This is a genomic window from Bradyrhizobium sp. LA6.8, assembly GCF_040547935.1.
In the GTDB taxonomy this organism is placed as follows: domain Bacteria; phylum Pseudomonadota; class Alphaproteobacteria; order Rhizobiales; family Xanthobacteraceae; genus Bradyrhizobium; species Bradyrhizobium barranii.
This window is the reverse complement of record NZ_JBEPQQ010000006.1, coordinates 572,247-595,583: the sequence shown is the minus strand read 5'-3', so window position 1 is coordinate 595,583 and position 23,337 is coordinate 572,247. Positions and strand designations below refer to the sequence as shown.

The 23,337-nt window shown below is 64.1% G+C and carries 26 protein-coding genes; 14 read left to right on the top strand and 12 right to left on the bottom strand.

The features are described from left to right. Window positions 1-501 precede the first annotated feature (501 nt). From ABIA90_RS29365 to ABIA90_RS29355, 3 genes are all read right to left on the bottom strand, one after another. Complete coding sequence (locus ABIA90_RS29365; RefSeq protein ID WP_354120503.1) at window positions 502-723, bottom strand: LuxR C-terminal-related transcriptional regulator; 222 nt, start codon at window positions 721-723, stop codon at window positions 502-504. 579 nt (window positions 724-1,302) lie between these two features. Beyond that, window positions 1,303-1,560: a hypothetical protein gene (locus tag ABIA90_RS29360; RefSeq protein WP_354120504.1), complete on the bottom strand. Its 258-nt coding sequence runs from the start codon at window positions 1,558-1,560 to the stop codon at window positions 1,303-1,305. Between the two features lie 783 nt (window positions 1,561-2,343). Further along, window positions 2,344-3,960 carry a bifunctional AfsR/SARP family transcriptional regulator/alpha/beta hydrolase gene (locus tag ABIA90_RS29355; RefSeq protein ID WP_354120505.1) on the bottom strand — a complete coding sequence of 539 codons (1,617 nt, stop codon included), beginning with the start codon at window positions 3,958-3,960 and terminating at the stop codon, window positions 2,344-2,346. Between the two features lie 152 nt (window positions 3,961-4,112). On the opposite strand from ABIA90_RS29355, the gene ABIA90_RS29350 reads away from it, so the two are divergent. The 3 genes from ABIA90_RS29350 (at window position 4,113) to ABIA90_RS29340 (ending at window position 5,632) form a co-directional block, all read left to right on the top strand. Further along, on the top strand, window positions 4,113-4,376 hold the full coding sequence (locus tag ABIA90_RS29350; protein ID WP_085405337.1) for a DUF1127 domain-containing protein: 264 nt from the start codon (window positions 4,113-4,115) through the stop codon (window positions 4,374-4,376). Window positions 4,377-4,486: 110 nt separating this feature from the next. Further along, window positions 4,487-5,209: a methanethiol S-methyltransferase gene (mddA, locus tag ABIA90_RS29345; protein WP_155795587.1), complete on the top strand. Its 723-nt coding sequence runs from the start codon at window positions 4,487-4,489 to the stop codon at window positions 5,207-5,209. Window positions 5,210-5,230: 21 nt separating this feature from the next. After that, the gene (locus ABIA90_RS29340) at window positions 5,231-5,632 is read left to right on the top strand and encodes a nuclear transport factor 2 family protein (protein ID WP_038944930.1); all 402 of its coding nucleotides are present in this window, start codon (window positions 5,231-5,233) and stop codon (window positions 5,630-5,632) included. A 69-nt stretch (window positions 5,633-5,701) separates the two neighbouring features. On the opposite strand, the gene ABIA90_RS29335 is transcribed toward ABIA90_RS29340, so the two are convergent. After that, window positions 5,702-6,550 carry a LysR family transcriptional regulator gene (locus tag ABIA90_RS29335; protein ID WP_354120708.1) on the bottom strand — a complete coding sequence of 283 codons (849 nt, stop codon included), beginning with the start codon at window positions 6,548-6,550 and terminating at the stop codon, window positions 5,702-5,704. A gap of 103 nt (window positions 6,551-6,653) precedes the next feature. Here ABIA90_RS29335 and ABIA90_RS29330 point away from each other — a divergent pair, with 103 nt between their 5' ends. Next, on the top strand, window positions 6,654-7,646 hold the full coding sequence (locus tag ABIA90_RS29330) for a zinc-dependent alcohol dehydrogenase family protein (protein WP_354120506.1): 993 nt from the start codon (window positions 6,654-6,656) through the stop codon (window positions 7,644-7,646). Window positions 7,647-7,690: 44 nt separating this feature from the next. Here the strand turns inward: ABIA90_RS29330 and ABIA90_RS29325 are convergent, their stop codons facing one another. Together ABIA90_RS29325 and ABIA90_RS29320 are read right to left on the bottom strand one after the other, a co-directional pair. Beyond that, window positions 7,691-7,921: a hypothetical protein gene (locus ABIA90_RS29325; protein ID WP_014494328.1), complete on the bottom strand. Its 231-nt coding sequence runs from the start codon at window positions 7,919-7,921 to the stop codon at window positions 7,691-7,693. A 276-nt stretch (window positions 7,922-8,197) separates the two neighbouring features. Continuing rightward, window positions 8,198-9,181, bottom strand: a complete 984-nt coding sequence (locus ABIA90_RS29320) for an aldo/keto reductase (RefSeq protein WP_231142216.1) — start codon at window positions 9,179-9,181, stop codon at window positions 8,198-8,200. Between the two features lie 103 nt (window positions 9,182-9,284). Between ABIA90_RS29320 and ABIA90_RS29315 the strand changes: the two genes are divergently transcribed. Continuing rightward, complete coding sequence (locus tag ABIA90_RS29315; protein WP_354097544.1) at window positions 9,285-10,178, top strand: LysR family transcriptional regulator; 894 nt, start codon at window positions 9,285-9,287, stop codon at window positions 10,176-10,178. Between the two features lie 274 nt (window positions 10,179-10,452). Here ABIA90_RS29315 and ABIA90_RS29310 read toward each other — a convergent pair whose 3' ends face one another. Continuing rightward, a complete protein-coding gene (locus ABIA90_RS29310; RefSeq protein WP_071912652.1) occupies window positions 10,453-11,526 on the bottom strand; it encodes an RgsD C-terminal domain-containing protein in 1,074 nt (357 codons plus the stop codon). Between the two features lie 244 nt (window positions 11,527-11,770). Between ABIA90_RS29310 and ABIA90_RS29305 the strand changes: the two genes are divergently transcribed. Next, window positions 11,771-12,814 (top strand): patatin-like phospholipase family protein, encoded by a 1,044-nt coding sequence (locus ABIA90_RS29305; protein ID WP_354120507.1) that lies wholly within the window; start codon window positions 11,771-11,773, stop codon window positions 12,812-12,814. 19 nt (window positions 12,815-12,833) lie between these two features. Here ABIA90_RS29305 and ABIA90_RS29300 read toward each other — a convergent pair whose 3' ends face one another. Together ABIA90_RS29300 and ABIA90_RS29295 are read right to left on the bottom strand one after the other, a co-directional pair. Beyond that, window positions 12,834-13,262 (bottom strand): CBS domain-containing protein, encoded by a 429-nt coding sequence (locus ABIA90_RS29300; protein ID WP_071912650.1) that lies wholly within the window; start codon window positions 13,260-13,262, stop codon window positions 12,834-12,836. Between the two features lie 190 nt (window positions 13,263-13,452). Next, entirely contained in the window at window positions 13,453-14,259 is an 807-nt protein-coding gene (locus ABIA90_RS29295) for a rhomboid family intramembrane serine protease (RefSeq protein ID WP_014494322.1), read from the bottom strand. A gap of 466 nt (window positions 14,260-14,725) precedes the next feature. Here ABIA90_RS29295 and ABIA90_RS29290 point away from each other — a divergent pair, with 466 nt between their 5' ends. The 3 genes from ABIA90_RS29290 to ABIA90_RS29280 all read left to right on the top strand — a co-directional run bounded on the left by ABIA90_RS29290 (window position 14,726) and on the right by ABIA90_RS29280 (window position 16,711). After that, window positions 14,726-15,280 (top strand): PAS domain-containing protein, encoded by a 555-nt coding sequence (locus ABIA90_RS29290; protein ID WP_041958462.1) that lies wholly within the window; start codon window positions 14,726-14,728, stop codon window positions 15,278-15,280. Between the two features lie 64 nt (window positions 15,281-15,344). Next, complete coding sequence (locus ABIA90_RS29285; RefSeq protein ID WP_028150261.1) at window positions 15,345-15,773, top strand: cupin domain-containing protein; 429 nt, start codon at window positions 15,345-15,347, stop codon at window positions 15,771-15,773. Window positions 15,774-15,916: 143 nt separating this feature from the next. After that, the gene (locus tag ABIA90_RS29280) at window positions 15,917-16,711 is read left to right on the top strand and encodes a Crp/Fnr family transcriptional regulator (protein WP_354120508.1); all 795 of its coding nucleotides are present in this window, start codon (window positions 15,917-15,919) and stop codon (window positions 16,709-16,711) included. A gap of 292 nt (window positions 16,712-17,003) precedes the next feature. Here the strand turns inward: ABIA90_RS29280 and ABIA90_RS29270 are convergent, their stop codons facing one another. Together ABIA90_RS29270 and ABIA90_RS29265 are read right to left on the bottom strand one after the other, a co-directional pair. Continuing rightward, on the bottom strand, window positions 17,004-17,495 hold the full coding sequence (locus tag ABIA90_RS29270) for a phasin (RefSeq protein WP_354120510.1): 492 nt from the start codon (window positions 17,493-17,495) through the stop codon (window positions 17,004-17,006). 530 nt (window positions 17,496-18,025) lie between these two features. Continuing rightward, the gene (locus ABIA90_RS29265; RefSeq protein WP_354120511.1) at window positions 18,026-18,412 is read right to left on the bottom strand and encodes a COG4315 family predicted lipoprotein; all 387 of its coding nucleotides are present in this window, start codon (window positions 18,410-18,412) and stop codon (window positions 18,026-18,028) included. A 147-nt stretch (window positions 18,413-18,559) separates the two neighbouring features. Here ABIA90_RS29265 and ABIA90_RS29260 point away from each other — a divergent pair, with 147 nt between their 5' ends. Together ABIA90_RS29260 and ABIA90_RS29255 are read left to right on the top strand one after the other, a co-directional pair. Further along, a complete protein-coding gene (locus ABIA90_RS29260; protein ID WP_354120709.1) occupies window positions 18,560-19,066 on the top strand; it encodes a GNAT family N-acetyltransferase in 507 nt (168 codons plus the stop codon). Between the two features lie 117 nt (window positions 19,067-19,183). Continuing rightward, window positions 19,184-19,477: a hypothetical protein gene (locus tag ABIA90_RS29255; RefSeq protein ID WP_354120512.1), complete on the top strand. Its 294-nt coding sequence runs from the start codon at window positions 19,184-19,186 to the stop codon at window positions 19,475-19,477. Window positions 19,478-19,554: 77 nt separating this feature from the next. On the opposite strand, the gene ABIA90_RS29250 is transcribed toward ABIA90_RS29255, so the two are convergent. Then, on the bottom strand, window positions 19,555-21,528 hold the full coding sequence (locus ABIA90_RS29250; RefSeq protein ID WP_354120513.1) for a DEAD/DEAH box helicase: 1,974 nt from the start codon (window positions 21,526-21,528) through the stop codon (window positions 19,555-19,557). 244 nt (window positions 21,529-21,772) lie between these two features. On the opposite strand from ABIA90_RS29250, the gene ABIA90_RS29245 reads away from it, so the two are divergent. The 3 genes from ABIA90_RS29245 (at window position 21,773) to ABIA90_RS29235 (ending at window position 23,315) form a co-directional block, all read left to right on the top strand. After that, entirely contained in the window at window positions 21,773-22,069 is a 297-nt protein-coding gene (locus tag ABIA90_RS29245) for a hypothetical protein (protein ID WP_354120514.1), read from the top strand. An 87-nt stretch (window positions 22,070-22,156) separates the two neighbouring features. Beyond that, a complete protein-coding gene (locus ABIA90_RS29240) occupies window positions 22,157-22,897 on the top strand; it encodes a metallophosphoesterase family protein (RefSeq protein WP_063982494.1) in 741 nt (246 codons plus the stop codon). A 64-nt stretch (window positions 22,898-22,961) separates the two neighbouring features. Next, window positions 22,962-23,315, top strand: a complete 354-nt coding sequence (locus ABIA90_RS29235; RefSeq protein ID WP_354120515.1) for a cupin domain-containing protein — start codon at window positions 22,962-22,964, stop codon at window positions 23,313-23,315. Window positions 23,316-23,337: the final 22 nt, after the last annotated feature.

Sequence of the window (23,337 nt, the reverse complement as noted above, 5' to 3'; positions counted from 1 at the left end):
TTCCCTTCATGCACGCGAGCTACTACACGCGCTGCACCGGGACGATGAGCGGAGATGAAGACCTATCGAACCACTACGCCCTAGCCAAGCTACTTAGCTGTCCCCGTCGTAACTCCTGGCGTCGTAACTCCGCGCCGCACTTGGCGCGCTTCACGGCGACCCTCGCGGCGCACTTGGCGCGCGTCACGGCGATCCTCGCGGCGCTCGCGTCGCCCCTCACGTCGATCTTGACGCCTTTCCATGCCAGCGGTCTGCGCCTCCGCGTCAGGGACCATCAGCACGGTCGGGAACGCGGCAATTGCAGTCGCCAAGCCAAAAGAAGAAAGAAGCTTCCGTCGAGAGATCATGACTGCCTCCCTCACTGGACTGCCCCAAGATTAGGAGTTTACTCGCTCTGCCCGTCCTCGTCTTGATCTATGTCATTGGACGGATGCGCTCACATCCGCCCATCGTTCGACGGTCGCGCCCTCGCGCGCGCATCAGCTCGACCACCCCCCACCCTTACGTCACACCTTTGTAGGTCGATAGGTACGCCAACCGCCTGGCAGCGTCAGCGATTTCGGCCGGTGAGTTGATCCCTAGCTTTAGAAGCAATCGGGCTCGTTGTTGTGAAATCCGTTCGGCACGGTCTCCGAGCCGCCCAGCTATCTCACGATCCGTTTTCCCGGCAGCAATGCGCCTTAGAAGCTGCTTCTCGCGTCGATTTAGCGGCTGTTCGCGCATGGCAGGATCGGCTGTAACAGGGTCAACAATTCACCATCTTACAATCGTGCGAGCGGACGGTGGAGTGTCATGTGGTCGCGCGCGGGATCATCTGGCCGAGTGGGCCGCCGGTAACTCCCAGAAATTCCCGGCGGCCCCTGTCGGTCACTCCCAATGCCTCTGCCCAATGACAGTAGGCGTGACCGCCCATTGGCGGCCAGCATACAAAGCGAGCATGACGGCGGAATTGATCTCGATCAATTGTCGCCGAAGGCGGGAGCCCCGATTGGGTCCAGAGAGGCCCCCAATCGCAATGGGGACATCGGTCGGAGGCTTCATGTTGCCGCCACTTTATCTCAAAAGAAAAGGCCGCCTGCGTTGCCACAAGCGGCCCAAGTCTAGGGAGGAAACGCCCAAGGAGGGCAGCGATAGCGGGAAGCGCTACCGCATACCCTAACTAAGACGATCGTGATCAGCGGCTCAATTAACGTTAGGGATCACGGACCTATACGAACGTTTATGGCGCTCGCCCTTGAAGCCGAGCACCTCCGCACTAGTGCCGCACGCCGATCATCCGCATGGTCAGCATCACGGTGTGCCCTATTGTCGGTTCGTTGTGACCCTGCCGACGTTGCGACCGCCCGCATCATAGATCGTCGTCGTGTTGCCGGTCGTCGTCTCGCGGCTGATGACCCGGCCACTTCTGTCGTAGTTCGTGACCGTGCCCTGGCTGTCGATCGCCGACCGGACGACGACCCTGCCGGAAGCGTCGTAGGACGTGCGCTGTTGCGCCGAGGCTGCGCCTGCCATCGCGAGCGTCAGCAGCACCAGCAGTGCGCGCAGGATCGTCTCGGTCATTGGTCGCATCATCTGGTGATCGTAACAGAGGCGGGTGCAGACCGTCTCGGGCGTCATCGACAGACCCCGCAGGGACGCCCGTGGCGCGCGTCTGTAGCGTCGTGCATTCGGGGACATGCCCGGCCCTTGAACACACCAGCGCACGCCCCTGTGACGCGAGGGACAACGGGGATCGCCCGAAAAGACAACCACAGAGGAGGGGCTAAGAGAGGGTGCAAGCAACACCTGTATCGGGCGTGCATCGCAGAATTATGCACAGCTATCGGTCGCCAGCGGATCGCGACACAAATGACGACACTGAAGTCACATCGCGTTGATTTATAAGGGTTTTTTACGCATATACTTTTCATGCGCAGTGGTTGGAACGGCGTATGTCGTGCTCTCCCCGGGGAGCGATGCACTATTGCCCCCGTCGCCTTGCAGATGGCTGATGCGCGCGCCCGGTTGGGCAACACGCACCACCACAAGACTTGGCGCACAGACCCCGGGCGCCAGGACGACACGATTTGGCCGTACGTGGATCACACCGGTCGTGCGTGCGACGTGCTTCGCTCACGGCTGCCCGCCCTGCGATCACCTTCGCACCAGTGTGGCCCACGTCCACCGCCGCCCGGCCCGCGTTCGTGACGATCGCGATACGCCCCTCTTCCTCGGGCCGAAGTGAGGCAACACATACGCCGTTTCCGAATTCTTATAAAGCGAATTATTTTCGTTGAAGGCGATTGACAGCGTTCTGCCCTGAGTTCGGTGTTTTGCCCGTCGGGCAAAACTCGGCAAGCACGATCACCGACAGCGATCGGGCGCGAGAAACCTTCTTACACTGTCCAGAAATACCGACCAGGCCGGCTCGGTCCCCAGCAAGATATGATTGGGGCTCTCGAGCGGAACGAATGTTGCGCCTTTAATCCGAGCAGCGAGTTCCTGCCCTTCCGTGAACTTTACGCTCGCGTCGGCACGAGCGTGCAACACCAGGGTCGGCGTTCGTACATCCTGTAGCAGATGCCGCACATCGATTTCGCCGAAGATATTCGTAAGCTTGAAGGCGTTCTGCGGCGACGTCGTAATCCGCTGCAGATCGTTGAACCACTGCGCCTGCTCGGCATTTGCTTCAGGAATGAAGAGGGACGTGAATATCTGGCGAAACACCGGACTTTCTTGCCCCCACCCCTCGAGGACCAGAGTTGTCAATGCCTCCCGGCGGGCCACGTTTGACGGGTCCTGATGGCGCCAACCCTTTGCGTATCCGCCATAAAGAACGAGATGACTGACACGCTCCGGGTGCTTCACGGCGTAGGCTATCGAGATCGCGCAGCCCTGAGAAATGCCAAGCAGGGGAAAACGCTCGAGCCCCGCCGCATCGACGACCGTCTCGAGATCACGCACGAAAGCGTCGAAGGAGATGTCGAAGACATCCCAGTCCGACAAGCCCGTACCGCGTTCGTCGTAGCGCAGGAACGTGTTGTCGCGGCTCAACGCCTCGATCCAGTGCTGCCAGACCGGGCTCGCAAAGTCGAATTCCAGATGATTGAGCCAATTGGCGGCTTTCACCAGCGGCGGCCCGGCGCCGACCGACGCATAGGCGATGCGCACCCCGTCGCGCGCGGTGCAGGTTCGAACGTTCTGCTTGAGCTGCCTCGGCGAAGCCGCCGGCTCAGCGGCGGCCACATCCTCGGGTGGCACCCGATGCTGCGACCGATGTCGCAGGAGTTGCTGGTAGAGCGCCCTCGTCTCCTGATCCGGCTCGACGTTGAGCTCTTTGCGCAGGATCGCCTCGCAGCGCTTGTATTGCCGCAACGCCAACGCGGTCTGCCCCTGCTCGGAGTAGAGCCGCATCAAGGCGCAATCCACCTCTTCCTGCAACGGATCGATCGCCAACAAACGGAGCGCCAACGCGATCGCCTCCTCCCGTGCGCCGATAAGCTGTAATTCCTGCAGCAGCGTATGGAAGGCAGAGGTGGCGACGGCGCGCAACCGGGTCCGCTCGCCCAATAACCACTCGTCGAAAAGATCGGACCGCGCGTTCAGTCCCTCGAGAAAGGGGCCGCGATACAACTCCGCTGCACGTTTCAAATTGGCGATGGACGGATCGGATACCGCATCCTTGAATTCGACGACGTCGGTCGTGACGGCGCCGATATCGAAGCCAAGCAGGTCGTGATCGGCGGACAGCGGCAGCTCGGCGCAATCATGTCGCAGCATGCTGATGCATTGGCGCAAGCTTTGTCGCGCCGCGTCCTCGTGACTGTCGGGCCAGAGCAACGCCGCAAGCCGCTCACGAACATGGACGACCCCAGGGTTCATGGCCAGAAATGCCACGAGGGCCTGCGCCTTCTTGTTGCGCAAGGTGACCGGCCCGCCCCGGTCCATGGAAAACGAACCCAGCAAGGTCAACCGCGGCATTCCCACCCTCTCGGCATCAAATGGCGCAATTCTAGCAGCCTCGACCGCGTTTTTGACGGTTTTTTCACGCCTGCCCTGACGAGCCGCTCACCGCCGTCCTCTAGAAAGGAGACAACGCGCTACCCGGCGCACATTTGAAAAGGCACAAACACGTGACCCTGATTTCCCTATCCACATCAAGCCTCGCGGCGCCCTTCGGGCGCCGAGGCATTCCGCTGCTTCTCGCGAGGTTCCGGCGCCTGCTGAACGGTTGGATCGCCGCCGCCATTGCCCATCACGAGCGCCGGGCGGCGCTCGTCGCCCTGCGCCCGCTGGACGACCGGGCGTTGAAGGATGTGGGTCTCTATCGCGGCCCGTTCGATGACCGCATCGAACGCGCTGCACGGTCTCGATGGAGCCGCTTCCGGCAGGCGTGAGACGACCACATCAGTTCAATTCGATCCTCGCCAAAGACTAGGAGAAGATGATGTCTATCACGATTCAAAACGGGCCAGGTACAGCACCCACTCACCCCTTCGCGCTGGCGATGAAGTCCGCGGCCCTCGTCTACGGGACCAGTGCCTATTTGATCTTTCTGGGCACGTTCCTCTATGCCATCGGCTTCGTCACGCAATATATCGTGCCCAAGACCATCGACACCGGCGCGCCGACCTCGCTAACCAACGCGCTCGCCATCAATCTGCTGCTGCTATCGACCTTCGCGGTTCAGCATAGCGGCATGGCGCGGCAGGGGTTCAAGCGGCTGTTCGCGCGCTTCGCTTCGCCGGTCATCGAGCGCTCCAGCTACGTGCTGCTGGCAAGCCTGACGCTCTTGCTGCTGTTCTGGCAATGGCAACCGATTCCGACGGTCATCTGGAACATCGAGTCTCCCGCCTTGGCCGGGCTCGTGATTGCGGGCGAGTTCCTGGGCTGGCTGATTGTGCTCTACAGCACATTCCTCATCAGCCATTTCGAACTGTTCGGCTTGACACAGGTTATCAGCCATTTTGCCGGCCGGCTCACCGCGCCCGTCAAGTTCAAGACGCCGGGCCTGTATCGCCTCATCCGCCACCCGATCTATCTGGGGTTCATCATCGCCTTCTGGTCGACACCGGTGATGACGCTCGGACACCTGATGTTCGCATCAGTGACAACGGCCTATATCTTCGTCGGCATCTGGCTCGAGGAGCGCGATCTGGTGGCGCTCTTCGGCGACGAGTACCGAAAGTATCGGAAGCGCGTCGCGATGCTGTTGCCGGGCCTTTTCTGAACAGATTGGAAAGGCACCATCGTGACCGGACAGGATTTGATCGATCGTGCAAAAGCCTTCGTCGCGGCAGTCGCCGCGGCGAAGCCCCGCCAGACCGTCGAGGCCTTTTATGCCGATGATATCGTGCAGGAGGAATTTCCAAACCTTCTCCTGCCGCAGGGCGCAGTGCGCGATTTCATCAACTTGCGAGCGTCTTACGACAGATCCCGTTACATCCTTGCCTCGCAATCGTTCGAAATCGTCAACGCCCTTGCGTCAGGCAATTGCGTGGTGATGGAGACGATCTGGACTGCAACACTGGCGGTCGGCGTCGGCAAGCTTGCTCCCGGCGACACTATGCGCGCCCGTTTTGCGCAGTTCTTCGAATTCCGTGACGGGCTGATCTTCAGGATTCGCAACTACGATTGTTTCGAGCGAATCTAGTCCGTAGGGTGAGTTACGCCTGTCGACTGCGCTTCGCACGGCCGAAAGGCTAATCCACCCTGCAGGCCGTCATGCCAACCGTTCGATCACGAGATCCAGCAGCGCGCGCAGGCGCGCCAGGCGCCGGAGATCGCGGTGATAGCCGACATAGGTGTCGCGGCCGGGCGGCGTTGCGCCGATGTCAAGCGCGACGAGACGGCGATCGCGGTCGCCGAGGGGGCGTGGCAGCACGGCGAACCCGCCGCCGCCGGCACACAGCTCCGCCTGCGCCTGGCGGTTGTTGCTGCGCGAGGCGATCTCCGCATTCGGCAGCGCGCGCTTCAACCAGATCGCATCTGGCATGTCGGCGAATTCGGCATTCATGGTGACGACACGGGCGCCGCTTCCGTCGCCGGCGCGCGGCGGCTTGCTGCCCTTCCTGCCATACAGCGCGTAGGGAATGTGGAGCAGTTTTCTCGAGATCACCTCGGGCTCGCTGAACGGCTTGATGCGGAACACGAGATCGGCCTCGCGCCGCGGCAGGCTGTAGAGGCGCGCATCGGTCAGGAGCTCGACGATCACCTTGGGATGGCGCTTGCCGAAGGCGGCGATCACCGGCGACAGCATCACCGTGCCGAACCAGTCCGACGACGACAGGCGCAGCATGCCGTCGAGCTGCGTCTCCGCACCCGAGGCGTGGCGCTGAAGCGCGAGCGCCTCCTCCTCGATCCGCTCGGCGTGGCGCAGCACGGCGGCGCCCTCGTCGGTCAGCACAAAACCATCGGCGGTGCGCTGGAACAGCGTTTGTCCCAGCGCGGTTTCGAGCGCGCGAAGCCGCCGCCCCATCGTCGGCTGGGTCTGGCCGATCTTGCGCGCGGCAGCCCCGAGCGTGCCTTCGCGCGCAATCGCCAGGAAGATGCGCAGATCGCTCCAGTCCATCGAAATGACCCCATACAGAAATGCACGATCATCGTACATTCTTGTTCCTACTCATGCAAAATTTCATGAGCATATTGGAGGCCGACAACGGAGCAAGACGATCATGACGAGACAATCGACGATGCGGGCGGCGATCCTGGAGACCCACAACGCGCCACTGCGCCTCTCAACCGTCTCCACGCCCGAGGTCTGGCCGCGCGAGGTGCTGGTGCGGGTGCGCGCGAGCGCGGTCAATCCGCTCGACACCAAGATCCATGCCGGTGCGGCGGCACATGCGCGTCATCCGCTGCCCGCCATTCTCGGAATCGATCTCGCCGGCGTGGTCGAGCAGACCGGGCGCGACGTGACGCGGTTCAAGCCGGGCGACGAGGTCTATGGCATGACCGGCGGCGTCGGCGGCGTGCCGGGATCGCTCGCCGAATTCGCCGCGGTCGATGCCGACCTGCTGGCGCCCAAGCCCGCCAATCTCAGCATGCGCGAAGCCGCCGCCCTGCCGCTGATCTTCATCACGGCCTGGGAAGGCCTGATCGATCGCGCGGCGCTGAAGGCCGGCCAGAAGGTTTTGATTCATGGCGGTGCCGGCGGCGTCGGCCATGTCGCGATCCAGATCGCGCGCGCCATCGGAGCAGACGTGTTCGCGACCGGCTCGGCAGCGCAGCGCGCCACCATCGAAGGCTTTGGCGCAGTGTTCATCGACCGCGGCACTGCGATCGAAGCTTACGTTGCAGAGCATACCGGCGGCCGCGGCTTCGACATCGTCTACGACACCGTCGGCGGCAAGGTGCTCGATGCCTCCTTCGAAGCCGTGCGCCGTTTTGGCCATGTGGTGAGCGCGCTGGGCTGGGGCACGCACGCGCTTGCGCCGCTGTCGTTCCGCGCCGCCAGCTATTCCGGTGTGTTCACGCTGCTGCCGCTGCTATCGGGCGAAGGCCGCGCGCATCACGGTGAGATCATGGCGGAAGCGACGCGCCTGGTTGAAGCCGGCAAGCTCGCGCCGCTGGTCGATGCAAGGCGCTTCACGCTGGAGAGTGTTGGCGATGCCTACGCTCTGATCCGGGATCACGCCGCCAAGGGCAAGCTGGTCGTCGACATCTGAGGTGAGGCTCGTAGCCCGGATGGAGCTGTCTGCTGCTCCCGCCGCTAGTCCTCGCTGGCCGCCGCGGAGCGATTGCGCAAGTAAGCCTGCGACAACAGGAAGAACAGTGCGCGCTCGCCATGATACTTGGCGGACGGCCGGGTGCGCTCGAAGCCATCGGCAAATATCTTGCCGGACTGGCACACCTGCCATCGCCAGCCAAACCGCTTACGCCTGGTGATGATCACTTCAAACATGCCGACGGGCTTGGTCCCCTGCTTCTGCCGGTCTCGCAAGTCATGCGCCTGCTCCGGCCTCCCCCGTTAGACGGATGCCCGACATATAGCGCAGCAGGACGGAAAGAGAATAAAATTGATTATCGGAAATCCGTATCTTCCACCGGCTATGACGAAGTCGCGACGCTTGCGGAATAAGCCTGTGCTGGCGGTGTTAATCGCTTCCTCCAACGCTGCTTGCAACGCTGCTTGGTAGCGCTGGCAAAGGTATTCAAGTCGGAACACAAGACGCGTATGCCCGGTAAGCGAACGCTCACCGGGCATTCACGCCGCAGCTCAGCGGCCGACTCGCGCCTGGAGATGCGCAGGATAGCGGTCGCCCTGCACGGCGACCTTGGACAGCACCCCTGCGATTGCAGTGAGATCCGCGTCCGACAGCGTCACCGCAGCCGCGCCGAGATTTTCCTCGAGCCGGTGCAGCTTGGTGGTGCCCGGGATCGGCACGATCCACGGCTTCTGCGCGAGCAGCCAGGCCAACGCGATCTGCGCCGGCGTCGCTTTCTTCATTGCGGCGATCTCGCCAAGCAGATCGACGAGGGTCTGATTGGATTTGCGTGCGCTGGATGAGAAGCGCGGCACGATGTTGCGGAAGTCGCTCGCATCGAACGTCGTGCTCTCGGTGATCGCGCCGGTGAGAAAACCCTTGCCGAGCGGGCTGAACGGAACGAAGCCGATGCCGAGCTCTTCCAGCGTCGGCAGGATCTCCTGCTCCGGCTCGCGCCACCACAGCGAATACTCGCTTTGCAACGCGGTCACGGGCTGCACCGCATGGGCGCGGCGAATGGTCTGCGCACCCGCCTCCGACAAGCCAAAATGCAGCACCTTGCCGGCCTGGATCAGATCCTTGACCGCGCCCGCGGTCTCCTCGACCGGCACGTCGGGATCGACACGGTGCTGGTAGAACAGATCGATGCGATCGGTCTTGAGCCGCTTCAGCGCAGCCTCCGCCACCGCCTTGACGTTGGCGGGCCGGCTGTCGAGCCCGGCCTCGACCTTGCCGCCCTTGAAGCCGAACTTGGTGGCGATCACGACCTTGTCGCGGAACGGCTGAAGCGCCTCGCCGAGCAGCTCCTCGTTGGCAAAGGGCCCATAGGCCTCGGCGGTGTCGAAGAAGGTCACACCGCGCGCGACCGCGGTCCTGATCAGCGCGATCGCCTGCGACGTCTCGGTCGCCGGGCCATAACCGTAGCTCAGGCCCATGCAGCCGAGGCCTAGGGCCGAGACCTCGAGGCCGCTCTTGCCCAGTGTTCGCATCTGCATCGTCAGCTCTCCCTGAAGTTCATGTTCGGCAGCGAATTTAGGCCACGCGCCGGCCCGCGATTAGATGATAAAATCGGTATGTACTGATGAGATGGATTCATGAATGACCCGCACCAACGTCAATGACCTCCTGGCCTTCCTCGCGGTCGCGCGCGAGCGCAGCTTTACCCGCGCGGCAGCCCAGCTCGGCGTGTCGCAGTCGGCGCTCAGCCACACTGTGCGCGGCCTGGAGGAACGGCTCGGCCTGCGGCTGCTCACCCGCACCACCCGCAGCGTCGCGCCAACGGAAGCGGGCGAACGTCTGCTCCGCAATGTCGGGCCGCGCTTTGCGGAGATCGACGCAGAGCTGTCGGCGCTGACCGCGCTCCGCGAGACGCCGGCGGGCACCATCCGCATCACCGCCGGCGAGCACGCCGCACAGACGGTGCTGTGGCCGGCGCTCGCAAAGCTGCTGCCGCGCTACCCCGATATCAAGGTCGAGCTCGTCGTCGACTATGGCCTGACCGATATCGTCGCCGAGCGCTACGACGCCGGCGTGCGCCTCGGCGAGCAGGTCGCCAGGGACATGATCGCGGTGCGGATCGGGCCGGAGATGCGCATGGCCGTGGTCGGCGCGCCCGCCTATTTCGCCGCGCGGGGCAAGCCGAAGCTGCCGCAGGATCTCACCGAGCACAATTGCATCAACCTCCGCCTGCCGACCTATGGCGGGATCTATGCCTGGGAGTTCGAGAAGCGCGGACGCGCGATGAAAGTGCGGGTCGACGGCCAGCTCGTGCTCAACACCGGCCTGCTCAGGATGAATGCCGTGCTGGCGGGGCTTGGCCTTGCCTATATCCCCGACGATCTCGTGAAGCGCGAGATCGCCGACGGCCGGCTGATCCGCGTGCTCGCCGACTGGTGCGCACCGTTTGCGGGCTATCACCTCTATTATCCGAGCCGTCGGCAGCCGACGCCGGCGTTCGCGGTGCTGGTGGAGGCGCTGCGGTATCGGAAGTGACGGGGCGCGGCCCTCCTCCTCGTCATTGCGAGCGCAGCGAAGCAATCCAGAATCTTTCCGCGGAGGTACTCTGGATTGCTTCGCTGCGCTCGCAATGACGGTGGGAAACAGCTGCGCGTCGAAACTGCGCTCTCGTGCCCCGGACGCGGCGCAGCGCTCCTTCAGCGGTGCGCCGCTGAGCCGGGGCCCATCTATCGAGATATGTGCTTGTGGCTTCCTGAGTCCCGGCTCTGCGGAGCGGCATTGCATGCCGCACCGCGTCCGGGACACGAGACTAGCGCGCGACCACTTCGACTTCGCCGTCGACGCCGTTGACGACGTTGAAGCCGCGCTCGTAGACCTTGCCCTCGTTCTTGGCGATGGCGCGGTACTCGCCTTCGGAGAGCACGACGCGCGGGAAGGCGCCGATCGATTCCTTGATGACGTCGCCGCCGGGGGTCAGCACCGACCAGGCGGTGTTGGCGAGCGCCTCGCCGCCCCTGTCGCTGACGAGCTTCAGCGTGATCACGGCGGCGCGGTGGGTGATCGTGACGTCGGTGAGCTTGCCAGCCTGGACGCGGATATCCGAGCGCACCACCGAATTGGCGTCGCCATAATTGGAGATGATGTAGTAGGTGCCCTCCGGGATCAGCACGACGTCGCCGGCGGCGACGTTCGGGACCAGCGAGGCGCGCTCGCCGGACTCGAACTGGCTGCCCTTGTAGATCGCGAACGAGATCTGGTTCTGCGGAATGCGGCTGGTGCCGACGCGCCCCTCGATGCGCAGGCCGCCGGCCGGCAGCACGAAGGATTCGCGATCGGTCTCGGCCTTCAGGCTGACGGTGCGCACCGCACTGACGAGGCCGAAGGCGACGTGCACGACGTAATTGCCCGGCGGCAACACGATGTTCGGCGTGGCGTTCCGATCCTCGCGGATCAGCTTGAAGGTGCCGTTCTCGTCAGGACGGTCGGCAAACACGCGCCAGACCAGGCCGCTGGTGATCGCGGGTGTGTCCTTGCCGTATTTCGCGGTCAGCGACAGAACGCCCTGGCCGGGCACGGCCGCGTTGAGCGGCGGGGCCGCCGGCACGGTGCTGACCGCTGGCGGCGGCATGCTGGGCGTGTTCGGCTGGAGCAGGGTCGGCGGCAGGCTCGGCGGCGCAGCACCCGGGCCGGAGGGGGGCGCGAGGCTGACGGCGCCGCCGGGGTCGGGCACCGAGGCGGGCGGCACCGGGGGCGGACGATCGGAGAAAAGCTGCGCCCGCGCTGCATTTTGACCAAGGATATAGAGGCAGGCAGCAAGGATCAGTGTCGGCAGCAGCAATGTGCTGCGCCGCCATCCGATGATGCCGTCACCCCCGAGAGTCATGCCACCTGCTTTTCACCGAAAACGCGGCAAATTCAAGCCTCCGAATCCCCAAGGAATACCGCCCGATACGGTTCTTTGGAACCCGGTTGACGCCTGCGTGATTAAACGGGAGGCAGCCGCTCCTTGCCACACTCCTGCCCCCTGCTTCCCGAACGGTATAAACCATGCTTTGCCCTCGTTCTGGCGGAGCGGAAGTACGGCGCCTACTCTGCTGTGAGGGCTGGCCCGGGGTAGGAGGGTTTCGGTGCTTGATATCTTGAAGGGTCGGGGCGCGAACGGCTCCAATGGAGAGAAGGTCGGTCTTGGCAGCGTGCGACGGCCGGTCATTGGCCTGGCGCTCGGCGGTGGCGCGGCGCGCGGCTTTGCCCATATCGGCATCCTGAGAACCCTGGCCGCCAATGGCATCGTGCCTGACGTCGTGGTCGGCACCTCGATCGGCGCCGTGGTCGGCGGCCTCTATGCGGCCGGCCGGCTCGATACGCTGCAGGAGTGGGGACGCAGCCTGCAGGGGATGCGCAACATCCTCGGCTATCTCGACATCCGACTGAGCGGCTCCGGCCTGATCGGTGGTGAGAAGCTGGCAACCCGGCTCGAGGACGCGGTCGGCCAGACCCTGATCGAGGATCTTCCGATCAAGTTCGCCGCCGTCGCGACCGAGGTCCGTACCGGCCACGAGATCTGGCTGACGCGCGGCCGCGTGGTCGACGCCATGCGCGCCTCCTACGCCCTGCCCGGCATCTTCTCGCCCGTCCTGATCGGTGACCGCTGGCTGGTCGACGGCGCGCTGGTGAATCCGGTCCCGGTCTCGGCCGCCCGCGCGCTCGGCGCCGAAATCGTCATTGCCGCAAATCTTTCCAGCGACATCTTCACCCATTCCACGACGATCTATTCGCACGGCGCGGTGCCCGAGACGGTCCCGCCCGCGGCCGAGGCGACCACGGCGAAGCGGCGCTTTCCGCGATTGTTCTCGCCCGAGAAAACCATGAAGCGCGAGTTCTTCGGCGGCGCCGGACGGCCCGGCATCTCCTCGGTGATGGTCGACGCCTTCAACATCATGCAGGACCGCATTACCCGCGCGCGCCTCGCCGGCGATCCGCCCGATCTCCTGATCACGCCGCGGGTCGGTCATTTCGGCTGGTTCGACTTCCACCGCGGCGAGGATCTGATCGCGCACGGCACCCGTGCCGCCGAGCGCGCGCTGGAGTCGATCCAGGAGGCGATCGAGGTGCTCGCACCAGCGCCCGCGGGCAACGCGCCCAAGACGGGCGAGCCCAAGACAGACGAATAAGGCCGACGAGTAAGGCCGCTCAGGCCGTCTTGATATAGTCGCGCAGGGCTTCCTGCTCGGCCTCGTATTCCTGGACCCGGCGCTTGACGATGTCGCCGATCGAGATCAGGCCGACCACCTTGCCATCGTCGACGACGGGCAGATGGCGGAACTTGCCGGTGGTCATCGTCTCCATGAGCTCGGCGACCGTGTCGGTCTCCTTGCAGGTCACGACCTTGCGGGTCATGACCTGAGAGACCGGCTCCTCCAGCGCGCCGGCGCCGCGCTCGCCGATCACGCGCACGATGTCGCGCTCGGACAGAATGCCTTCGAGCCGGCTCTGGTTCATCACCAGCACCGCGCCGATCTTCTTCTCGCCGAGCAGTTTGACCGCGGCAGCCAGCTTGGCGTCGGGCTCGACGCTCATGATCTGGTGGCCCTTGGTGTTGAGAATGGAACGTACCGTCATTGTCGGCCTCCCTGAATCGGATCCGTCCGCATTTCGCGGACCGGACTTGTTCGTCGAGTCTTCAACTAACAGTTTAGGCGCCGGTTGCACGCTGAGGCGCTTTGCGAAGCATCGCCGCTAGCGGCTTGTCGCTTCGGAACATTCTTCTCGGGAATGATGGATGAATTCGGGCGGCGCCGCAAGCGCAGCTTCAAATGCGGTTTGAAATGTCCTGTGATGACGCATCCGCAGCATCGTTTCGCACGCGCGGCACGGGATCGAACAGCGCGAACAGCAGAAGGCCTGCGAAGAAGCCGCCGATATGTGCCTGCCAGGCGACGCTCGTGGTTTCGGAATCGACGCCGATCGCGCCGACGCCGAAGATGATGTTGACGCCGAACCAAACGGCGAGGAAGCCGACCACCCGCCCGTCACGCAGCGCGCGCGACAGCGGCAGTGCCGGAACCCTTGCGGCGGTATCGGCGTCTGATCGGCTGAACGACAGGAAGCTGCCGCGGACAAAGGCAAAGCGGATCGCCGCCGCCATCGCGCCGGACACCGAGGCCGAGGCGCCGATCATCGGCGCCACCGCGTGCTCATGGGTGACGAGATGGGCGAGAGCACCGGCCGCTGCCGTCACCGCGAGAAACAGGAAGAACCTGATCGCGCCGAAGCGCCGCGCCAGCGCGCTGCCAAACGGCAGCAGCCACAGCACATTGAAGCCGAGATGGGTCAGATTGGCGTGCAGCAGCGAATAGGTGACGAAGGTCCAGACCTTGGCGCCGGCCCCGCCGGGGATCTGCAGATTGAGCAGCGAGGAATCGTAGCGCTTCGGGATGAAGCCGAAGACGTCGATGGTCCAGTTCTCGAGCTCCGGCGGCAGCAGCACCCGCAGATGGATCACCGCCAAAAGGAGGATATAGGCGGTCAGCGCGACCGGCAGCGTCAGGATCGGCTCGCGCGGAGCTTCCTCGACAACGGCCGGTATCTCCGGCGGAGAATCTTGCGGGGAATCCAAGGCAGCTTCGCTTTCAGGCGCGATCGGAGCGACAGGCTTAACGACAGCCTTGGAGATAGTCGCCTTTGCCGGCCTTGCGCAAGTGCACAAAAGGAAAAGGCAGGGCCCTGGGAAAGCCCTGCCTGTCCGTGTCGGTCTTCCGGTACCCAGAGGAATAAGGTGTATCCCCACCCCTCCCCGCGGCCCGCGACCAAACTGTTTGACGCCCGTGTACAGGCCCCGCCGAGAACCTGGATGAAAGCGGCGAGGCTTGCGACCGCGATCACCATAGCAGCGGCGCGCCGGACGGAAAGCGGATAGTTAATTTAACGTTAACGACGCAAAGACAGCCTCCGGGGGCCCGAAAACGCCTCCACGGCATGGACGCTGCAAATCCCCTCCTGCACAACAACGAAAGGGATCGCGGGTGCACTGAAGCGGGACAGGTTTGTCCCGCGAGCTAGCGCCCCGGGGTAAGCGTTCAGTCATGAAACATCCGTCGAGCCGCGCGTTCTTCGCGTATTGGGACAAGAAGCGCGGCACTGCGCGGGCCCCTGATCGGGCCGATATCGATCCGGCCGCGGTCCGCGGCCTGCTCGGCGACATCTTCGTGCTGTCCTGCGAGCAAAACCTCGGCTTCCCGTTCCGCGTCGCCGGCACGCGCGTCTGTGCGCTCGCGGGGCTCGACCTCAAGGACCAGAGCTTTGCTGCGCTGTTCACCGAGGCCAGCCGCAGCGAGATCGAGGAGATCACCACCATCGTCGCCGACGAGACGTTAGGTGCGATCGCCGGCGTCACCGCCGCGCGCGAGGATGGCAGCAAGGCGCATCTCGAGCTGCTGCTGCTGCCCTTCAACGCCCGCCCGCATACGCCGGTGAGTGTCACCGGCGTGCTCGCACCGTTCAACGACGAATGCGGCGCGTTGTCCGCATTCGCCCTCACCTCCTGGCGCTATCTGCATCAGCCGGAGAAGCTGCTGCCGCGCGCAATCCGCAAATTGCAGATCGCACGCGGGCTGATGGTGTATGAGGGGCTGAGGTAGTTTTCGTTTCGACGAGGGCGAACGCCGCGACCTCGATGCAGTCTCTCACCGGGATGACACAGCCATGTCCGACATCATCAGTTTCGGTACGCTTCAGCTCCGCTTCCTGCACAGCAAGGACGACACCGGCGGCAGCGTCGACATCTTCGAAATGACGCTCCAGCCGAATGCGCGGATGCCGATCCCGCATTATCACGACCGCTGGGACGAAACGATCTACGGGCTGTCCGGCGTATCGACCTGGACGATCGACGGCAAGCAGAACGATCTCGGCCCCGGAGAATCGGTCTTCATCAAGCGCGGCATCGTGCACGGCTTCACCAACCGTTCGACGGGACCGGCAACATGCCTGTGCATCCTGAGCCCCGGGGTGCTGGGCCCGCAATATTTCACGGAGATGGCCGCACTCCTGTCGGCCGGCGCGCCACCCGATCCCGCGAAGATGAAAGAGACGATGCTGCGCTACGGACTGGTGCCCGCGCCGGCAGCGTGAGCCAGGCTCGCGATCCATCATTGGAACCTTACCTGCTGCAGGACGTTTAGCTGTTTGCCGGGCATATGCCTGCACGGCAACGCGGCTCGGCCGGAGACGGTGCGTTTGCTCGCCGCCGGGCCTCCGTCGAGGGACAATTCCCCGTGATGGAGCACGCGACCAGAGTTGGTAATCGCCTGTTAGCTGCATTACCGCCGGCCGACTTCGCGTTGCTTGCACCGTATCTCCGGAAAGTACCGCTCCAGCACGATGCAGTCCTGGTTCGATCGGGCGACCGGGTCGAACACCTTTGCTTCCCGTGCAGCGGCGCGATCGCCCTCATCATGGAGTTGCCGAACGGCCAGACGGCTGCAACCGCCGTGATCGGCAACGACGGCGTCGTCGGCCTCATGACGGCGCTCGGCCCCGTGCGATCCCCCCTGACGGCGGTTGTCCGCGTGGCCGGGACCGCACTGCAGATCTCGCCCGCGCGATTTCAAGCGACGCTCGAACGCAGTCCCGCCCTCGCAAGCGCGGTTCAGATTGTGACCAGGGCGATGATGACGCAATTCCTGCACGTCGCGGCCTGCAATGCACTGCACTCCGTCGAGGCCCGCCTCGCCCGCTGGCTGCTTCACATTCACGATCGGACGGAGGGCAGTGGTGACGTCCTGCACCTGACGCAAGAGACGTTGTCGGAATTGCTCGGCGTCCGGCGGACCACCGTCACGCACGTCGTGAGCGCACTTCGAACCTCAAGGGCCCTGAAATCCAGTCGGCGCGGCCAACTCGAGATCGACAGGCCGCGACTCGAAGTCGTCGCCTGCGAGTGCTACAAGGTGATGAGCCGCAGGATCGATCGGATCGTCTCGCAGGATGCCGTCAGGCGGCTTCACACCGCGCCCGCGCGGAACGGCTGCCCGCCCCCGGACTTCCCGTTCGCCGAGACCGATTCATAGACCCAGGCCTCTCTGGCGAACCACTCGTGCGTCGCCGCGCACATCCCGCAATATGTGCGCGAAAAGAACACCGTACTGCACCGAAATCTTTCGCGATCCATCTCGATGCCCGTCGGAATGGCGTGGCCCGTTTCCGGGCATTTGATCATCACCATACCCATCCTGACTTCCTCCAGCTTGGCATCACCTCACGGCAAGGCTTCTCACGGCAAGGCTTCGCCGCCTCGGCTGGACCGCGTCCCTTCTGGCGAAGACGCTCGTCCAGCCGATCCACGCGGCCAGTCGCCTCGATTCAAGCAGCCCTATGCAGAACCCGGTTGAAGCTCTTCTTGATCGGCTCGGCCGTCTCGGTTGCGACCTTCTGGGCGAGGTCCCAAAGCTCCCGGTTTTGGCGAGAAGCCACTTCAAAGGTCTTGCGGCTGTGGGTGGTGGAGAGGTTCACGACATCCGCAAACGACCTCGCATCCGCAAGCTGGGACATGAACTCCAGCGCGGAGCTGGTATTGATGTTTGATATTTCGATGACCTTGGTGCCGTAATCGGCGGCACGCGTGGCATTGGTCGAACAGGCTTCACGGAGCGCTTCGGTGATCTCCTCGGAAGCCGCGCTCATCCGCTCCAAATTTGCCTTGGCCCGGGCGGCGCCCTGCTCGGCGAGATCGCCGAAGATCGCCTGGAAGTTGAAAAATGGCATGTCAAACCTGGGCATTGCACCGCCATTCGCCGTCCCATTCAGTGCAGTGGCGTTCGTCTCGGCTTTCAGATTGGCATCATTCATGGTCATTCATCCCCTCACGCGAAACCAGATAATGGATTGAAGACTCCCAGAAGCTCCCAGGTGCGGACCGCACCGGGAAACCAGTGCCCCTACTCTCAAATGGAGGGATGCTGCTGCCGATATGCCGCTTTCGCCCCCTGCCGGAACCAACTATGACCAACCAAAATCGGGCCTTCGGTTCGCTTTCGGACTCTCGACTTGAATAAATTCGATTCAAGCGACGGCGCGCCACGGGCGGCGTTTTTACTTCTTCGAAGTTGTCGCGATTACTCCCGCCAATTTGAGATCAGTCCGGCAGGCGGTTCGGAGGCGCCGGCGCCGGTAGCCTTCCTTGGGGTGCGCGGCGAGGATTCGGCCGTTTCCAGATGGCGCCCTGTCATTGCTTGATTGCGACTTGATGGAGCCGCTCCGCAGCGCACCGCATTGAACGATACGTCGCATCGCCAATGCGGCGCTGCGCTGCGTCCGAGGCACGAGACCGGTGGCATCCCGTCAATGTCAGACACCACCTCGCATTGCCGCGGCGGATTGTCAGCTCACGGCGTCGCCAGATGCCAGGCGCCGTTCAGAAAGCCGTCGCCGGTGATGTCGCCGGGCTTCTGGTCCTTGGCGAAGGTGTAGAGCGGCTTGCCCTTGTAAGCCCACTGCCTGGAACCGTCGTCGCGCGTGATGACGGTGTAGCCGTCGGCCGCGGCATCGCTCGCCTCGGCCTTCAGCACCGGCCAGTTTGTCGCACAAGGTCCGTTGCAGGCCGACTTGGCGTCCGCATCCTTGTCGAAGGTGTAGAGCGTCATGCCCTTGGCGTCGGTGAGCACGTTGCCCTTGTCGGTCTTGCCGGTCTTGGTCGGCGGCGCGGCGAAGGCAGCGGGGATGATGGCGAGCGATACGGCGAGCGTGAGCGCGAGGCGGATCGAGGACGTCATGGGTTCTCCTGTCATGCAATTGGCTTGCATGGGGTAGGACGCCGCGCAACGCTTCGTATTCCTGGGACGGTGGCAAAGATATTTTTCGCTGCGCGCATCGTCGCGACGGAATAAACTGGAATGGGTGAGACCGACCAACGGACCGACATGAGCAAGCCGCATTGGCGTCCCGCGCGCGCCTCCGACCTGGTCGCGATCAGCGCGATCGCAGCGCGGATCCATCCCGATCTTCCCGAGAGTCCCGACGTGTTCGCGGAGAAGATGCGGCTCTATCCCGATGGCTGCCGTCTGCTCATCGCCGACGAAGAGATCGCCGGCTACGGACTCGCGCATCCGTGGAAGCAGCACCGGATTCCGCCGCTCAACGGCTTCCTGCAACAACTGCCCGATGATGCGGATTGTCTCTACGTGCACGACGTCGCCGTGCTGCCCGATTTCCGCGGTGGCGTCGCGCGCGATTATATTGCCGATATCGAGAAGCTGGCGCGCGCATCACACATCACAACGCTCGCGCTGGTCTCGGTCTACGCCACGCGGCCGTTATGGGAGCGTCTCGGCTTCCGGCCCGTCGCGGCGGATGCGGAGGCGCGCGCAAAGCTCGCCTCCTATGGCGAAGGCGCGACCTACATGCTTCGCGACCTCGCTGCGACATAACGTCCTCGCCCGGCTCACGCGGGCGTGAAGCCGTCCCTCGAACCGCCTTCGATCACCCCCCGTCGAAGGTGTGCGCGGGCCGTTCTGGTCTCGCCGAATCGAGACTGGAGAATTTCCGTGAAACTCACATTGTCAAAAGTTGCTTTGATTGCACTCGCTGCGGCGGCCGCGTTCAGCGCGACCAGTGCCAACGCGGCGCAGGTCCGGACCTATGGCTGCGATTCCGCCTTCTTCGAGGGCTGCGGTATCCTGGTCGAGACGCCGACCCCGGGCAGCAGAAGCCGCGTCAACCTCACTCACGACACCTCGCCCATCTACATGAAGCAGACCGACCCCCGCTACAGCTCGTCGATGCGCGATGCCGGCGGTGGCGGTGGCGGAGGTGGTGGTGGCGGCGGCGGTGGCCGCTGAGTTCGCAGCTGACTTTTCAGATGATGTCGCCGGCGCAATCCGGCGGCATCATTGCTGTCTGCACGGTCAGGCGCAGTTCAGCCCCGATGCTTTTTCTTCGCCTTCTTTTTTCCAGGCGCACCCTTCAACGGCCACGGCGTGACCGCCGGCTCGGCATGGCCAGGCTTGTTCTTGTGCTTCTTTTTCTTTCCGAACGAAGGAGCATCGTCGAATTTCGGCCTGCGCTCGCCGTGAGCCTTGTCGCGTGGCTTGAATCCAGCTGCATCGCGCGGGCGATCGTCGCGACGTTCGCGATGATCGCTGTCGCCGCTCTCGCGCCGGGGCGGCCTTGACCGCTCTTCCGAAGGCGCCTGCCGCTGCGGCGCATCCGTCATCGGTTCGAGGCGGATATTGTCTTCCTTGTCCGGACGCTTGATCTTGGCGGCGAAGGTTTCCGCGACCCGCTCGGAAATTTCGAACTCGGTCGTCGTGTCCATGATCTTGATGGCGCCGATGTCGCCCTTGTCGATGCCGCCGCGGCGGCAGATCATCGGCAAGAGCCAGCGTGCTTCCGCATTCTTTCTTCGTCCGATGTTGGCCCGGAACCAGACGCTGCCGTCCGCCATGCCGTGTTTCGCCGACGATTTTCCTGATTTGGGTCGGGCTCTTTCGGGGCGATCATCGCCGCGCGAAGTGCGGGCATCGTCGCGCGGTGCGCGGACATTGTCGCGCCCGCGATCGTCGCGCGGCCGGCCGGCTCGCTCGCCGGGATCGATGATGTCTTCGGGCGACGGCAGCCGTGCGCGATAGAGCCGCGCGAGTGCGGCTGCGATATCCTCGGCCGACCGCTCGGCCAGCAGCGCCTGCGCCAGCACCAGATCGTCCGCGGTCGTCTCCTCGGTGAACAACACGTCCTTCATGCGGTCGTGATCGAGCTTGCGGATTTCCTCCGCCTGCGGTGCCGTTCCCCAGACCGCGTCGATCCCCGAGCCATTCAGCAGCATTTCCGCACGTCGCCGCCGTACAGGCGGCACCAGCAGGACGCTCGTCCCCTTGCGGCCCGCCCGCCCGGTGCGGCCGGAGCGATGCTGCATCACCTCGGCGTCGTTGGGCAGATCGGCATGGATGACGAGATCGAGGCTCGGCAGGTCGATGCCGCGGGCGGCGACGTCGGTCGCCACACAGACGCGAGCGCGGCCGTCCCGGAGCGACTGCAGCGCCGTGGTCCGCTCGTTCTGCGTCAATTCGCCTGACAGCGCGACCACGGAGAAGCCGCGCTCCAGCAGCGCCGCCTGCAAATGCCTGACGTGATCGCGCGTGCTGCAGAACACCAGCGCGCTCGGCGCCTCGTAGAAGCGCAGCACGTTGACGACGGCATGTTCGACATCACCGGGGGCGACCCTGATGGCACGGTACTCGATGTCGGCGTGACCGCCTTCATCGCCGGCGACCTCGATCCGAAACGCCTGCTGCTGATATTGCTTGGCCAGCGCCACGATGCCGCGCGGGAACGTCGCCGAGAACAGCAACGTGCGGCGTGTCTCCGGCGTGGTCTTGAGGATGAATTCCATGTCCTCGCGAAAGCCGAGATTGAGCATCTCGTCGGCCTCGTCGAGGACGACCACTTTCAATTCCGTGATGTCGAGACGGCCGCGACGCAAATGGTCGCACAACCGGCCGGGCGTGCCGACGACGATGTGAGCGCCCGCCGCAAGCTCGCGTTGCTCGCGCCGCGGATCCATGCCGCCGACGCAGGAGACGACCCGCCCGCCGGCATGCCCATACAGCCATGCCAGTTCGCGCTGAACCTGCAAGGCGAGCTCGCGGGTCGGCGCCACGATCAGGGCGAGCGGCGCCCCGGCTTGCTCGAACCGCTCGGCATCGCCAAACAGATCCTTGGCCATGGCGAGGCCATAAGCGAGGGTCTTGCCGGAGCCGGTCTGGGCCGAAACCAGGAGGTCGCGATCGGCGGCTTCGTCCGCGAGCACGGCGAGCTGGACGGGGGTGGGTGAATCATAGTTCCGCTCGGCCAAAGCGTGGGCGAGCGGCGGGGTCAGGGCCGGAAAAGACACGGGATGGAGAACCTTGGTTAATGTCAGGCGCGGAACGGTGAACCGGCGGACCTGAGTTGCGTGCGCGGCAAACAGCCCGGCCGCACGCTGGATGTGATCAGGGCGCTCTTTACGCCAAGTGCTCTGAAATCACCATGCCTATGATGCATGGCTTGACGGAAAGAACCGCGCCTGAAGGTTGCAGCGGACGTTCGCGGCCACCTCCGTTAACCTGAAGCCAACCGGCTTAGAGGGGGACGACCGCGTGACGCCTTCCGCCACGCGCGCCTGCGGCGATTGCACGCTTTGCTGCAAGGTCATGGCCATCGAGGCGCTGGCCAAACCGGCTGGAAGCTGGTGCCGGCACTGCAAACCCGGCCAGGGCTGCGCGATCTATGCCGAACGCCCGGCCATCATGGGCCAGCGCATGATCCTCGTCACGCCGGACCGCGAGTTCGATCGCGGCATCGTCGGGCCGGACGAGCGGATCGTGCGGGAGCTGGAGGGGACCAAGGTCATCGGCGCGACGGTGGTGAAGGAACATCAGATCAGCCATGGCTAGTTGGTGAACGTCCCATCAGCCGATGCTAGATAGGTCCGGTGACCTGGCAGAGTTAAGTTCAGGCAAAGCAGCACGGGGAGCACGACGATGCGATTGGCAGTCATTTCCGATATCCACGGCAATCTCGCTGCGTTGGAAGCGGTGCTGGCCGACATCAAGGCGCGCGGCGTCGATCGTACGGTCAACCTCGGCGATTGCGTCACCAGCCCGCTGTGGCCAAAGGAAACTTTCGAGGCTCTCCAGTCGCTGTCGTTGCCGACGGTGCGCGGAAATCATGATCGCTGGATTGAGGAGTTTCCAGACGACAAGCTCTCGCCGGCAGGTCTGTTTGCGCGTAGCGCATTAACCGCGGAGCAGCGCCGCGCACTTCACAGCCTGCCCTCCCAAATACGGCTGGACGACGGGATCCTAGCCTGCCACGGCACACCCGACGACGATACGACGTGCCTGCTCGAAGAAGCGCTCGAGGACGGCCGCTTCGTGCCGGCGCGTCGCGACGTGCTGACCGCGCGCCTTTCGAGCGCGCCAACGGCGCGTGTCGTGCTGTGTGGTCACAGCCACCGCCAGGCCGCTGTTCAAGGCCCGGGCGACCGCCTGGTCCTCAATCCCGGCAGCGTTGGTTGCCCGGTGTTCGCGGACATTCCTTTTGCCGCAAACCTGGAGCATCGCTCGCCTCACGCCCGCTACGCGATCCTCACGAAACGAACAAGAGGCTGGCAAGTCGAACTGCTGGCCCTGGAATACGACTGGGAAGCCGCGTCCGCGCAGGCGCTCGCCAACGGCCGCCCGGAATGGGCGGAGGCCATGTTATCAGGACATGTCAAATAGCTGGCCTTGCCACGTCGGTCATTCGATCCCAAATCGTGCCTCACAAGAGCGCAAAGGGGGAAACATGGCCGACAGCATATCGCTTGCCGACAAGCTCGCGACCTTTGGGGATTATTGGTCGCCGCGCACGGTCACGACCTTCAACGATTGCGACGTGATGGTGGTGAAGGTGAAGGGCGAGTTCACCTGGCACAAGCACGATGACACCGACGATTTCTTTCTCGTCCTGAAAGGCTGTCTGGACATTGAATTGCGGGATCGCACGGTGACGCTCGGTCCGGGCGAACTCTATGTCGTGCCCAAAGGCGTCGAGCATCGCCCGGTGGCGCGCGAGGAGGTTCACCTCCTGCTCATCGAGCCCACCGGCACCCCGAACACGGGCGACAAGGCCACCGCCGCAGCGCGCAAGCTCGCATAGAGGACAACGCGCTTGGCGCGCG

Bases quoted from the DNA above. Each gene is read 5' to 3' on its own strand.
- ABIA90_RS29365 (WP_354120503.1), bottom strand. From the start codon at position 723: ATGCGCGAACAGCCGCTAAATCGACGCGAGAAGCAGCTTCTAAGGCGC.
- ABIA90_RS29360 (WP_354120504.1), bottom strand. From the start codon at position 1,560: ATGACCGAGACGATCCTGCGCGCACTGCTGGTGCTGCTGACGCTCGCG.
- ABIA90_RS29355 (WP_354120505.1), bottom strand. From the start codon at position 3,960: ATGCCGCGGTTGACCTTGCTGGGTTCGTTTTCCATGGACCGGGGCGGG.
- mddA (WP_155795587.1), top strand. From the start codon at position 4,487: ATGAAGTCCGCGGCCCTCGTCTACGGGACCAGTGCCTATTTGATCTTT.
- ABIA90_RS29335 (WP_354120708.1), bottom strand. From the start codon at position 6,550: ATGGACTGGAGCGATCTGCGCATCTTCCTGGCGATTGCGCGCGAAGGC.
- ABIA90_RS29330 (WP_354120506.1), top strand. From the start codon at position 6,654: ATGACGAGACAATCGACGATGCGGGCGGCGATCCTGGAGACCCACAAC.
- ABIA90_RS29320 (WP_231142216.1), bottom strand. From the start codon at position 9,181: ATGCAGATGCGAACACTGGGCAAGAGCGGCCTCGAGGTCTCGGCCCTA.
- ABIA90_RS29315 (WP_354097544.1), top strand. From the start codon at position 9,285: ATGACCCGCACCAACGTCAATGACCTCCTGGCCTTCCTCGCGGTCGCG.
- ABIA90_RS29310 (WP_071912652.1), bottom strand. From the start codon at position 11,526: ATGACTCTCGGGGGTGACGGCATCATCGGATGGCGGCGCAGCACATTG.
- ABIA90_RS29300 (WP_071912650.1), bottom strand. From the start codon at position 13,262: ATGACGGTACGTTCCATTCTCAACACCAAGGGCCACCAGATCATGAGC.
- ABIA90_RS29290 (WP_041958462.1), top strand. From the start codon at position 14,726: ATGAAACATCCGTCGAGCCGCGCGTTCTTCGCGTATTGGGACAAGAAG.
- ABIA90_RS29285 (WP_028150261.1), top strand. From the start codon at position 15,345: ATGTCCGACATCATCAGTTTCGGTACGCTTCAGCTCCGCTTCCTGCAC.
- ABIA90_RS29270 (WP_354120510.1), bottom strand. From the start codon at position 17,495: ATGACCATGAATGATGCCAATCTGAAAGCCGAGACGAACGCCACTGCA.
- ABIA90_RS29265 (WP_354120511.1), bottom strand. From the start codon at position 18,412: ATGACGTCCTCGATCCGCCTCGCGCTCACGCTCGCCGTATCGCTCGCC.
- ABIA90_RS29260 (WP_354120709.1), top strand. From the start codon at position 18,560: ATGAGCAAGCCGCATTGGCGTCCCGCGCGCGCCTCCGACCTGGTCGCG.
- ABIA90_RS29240 (WP_063982494.1), top strand. From the start codon at position 22,157: ATGCGATTGGCAGTCATTTCCGATATCCACGGCAATCTCGCTGCGTTG.
- ABIA90_RS29235 (WP_354120515.1), top strand. From the start codon at position 22,962: ATGGCCGACAGCATATCGCTTGCCGACAAGCTCGCGACCTTTGGGGAT.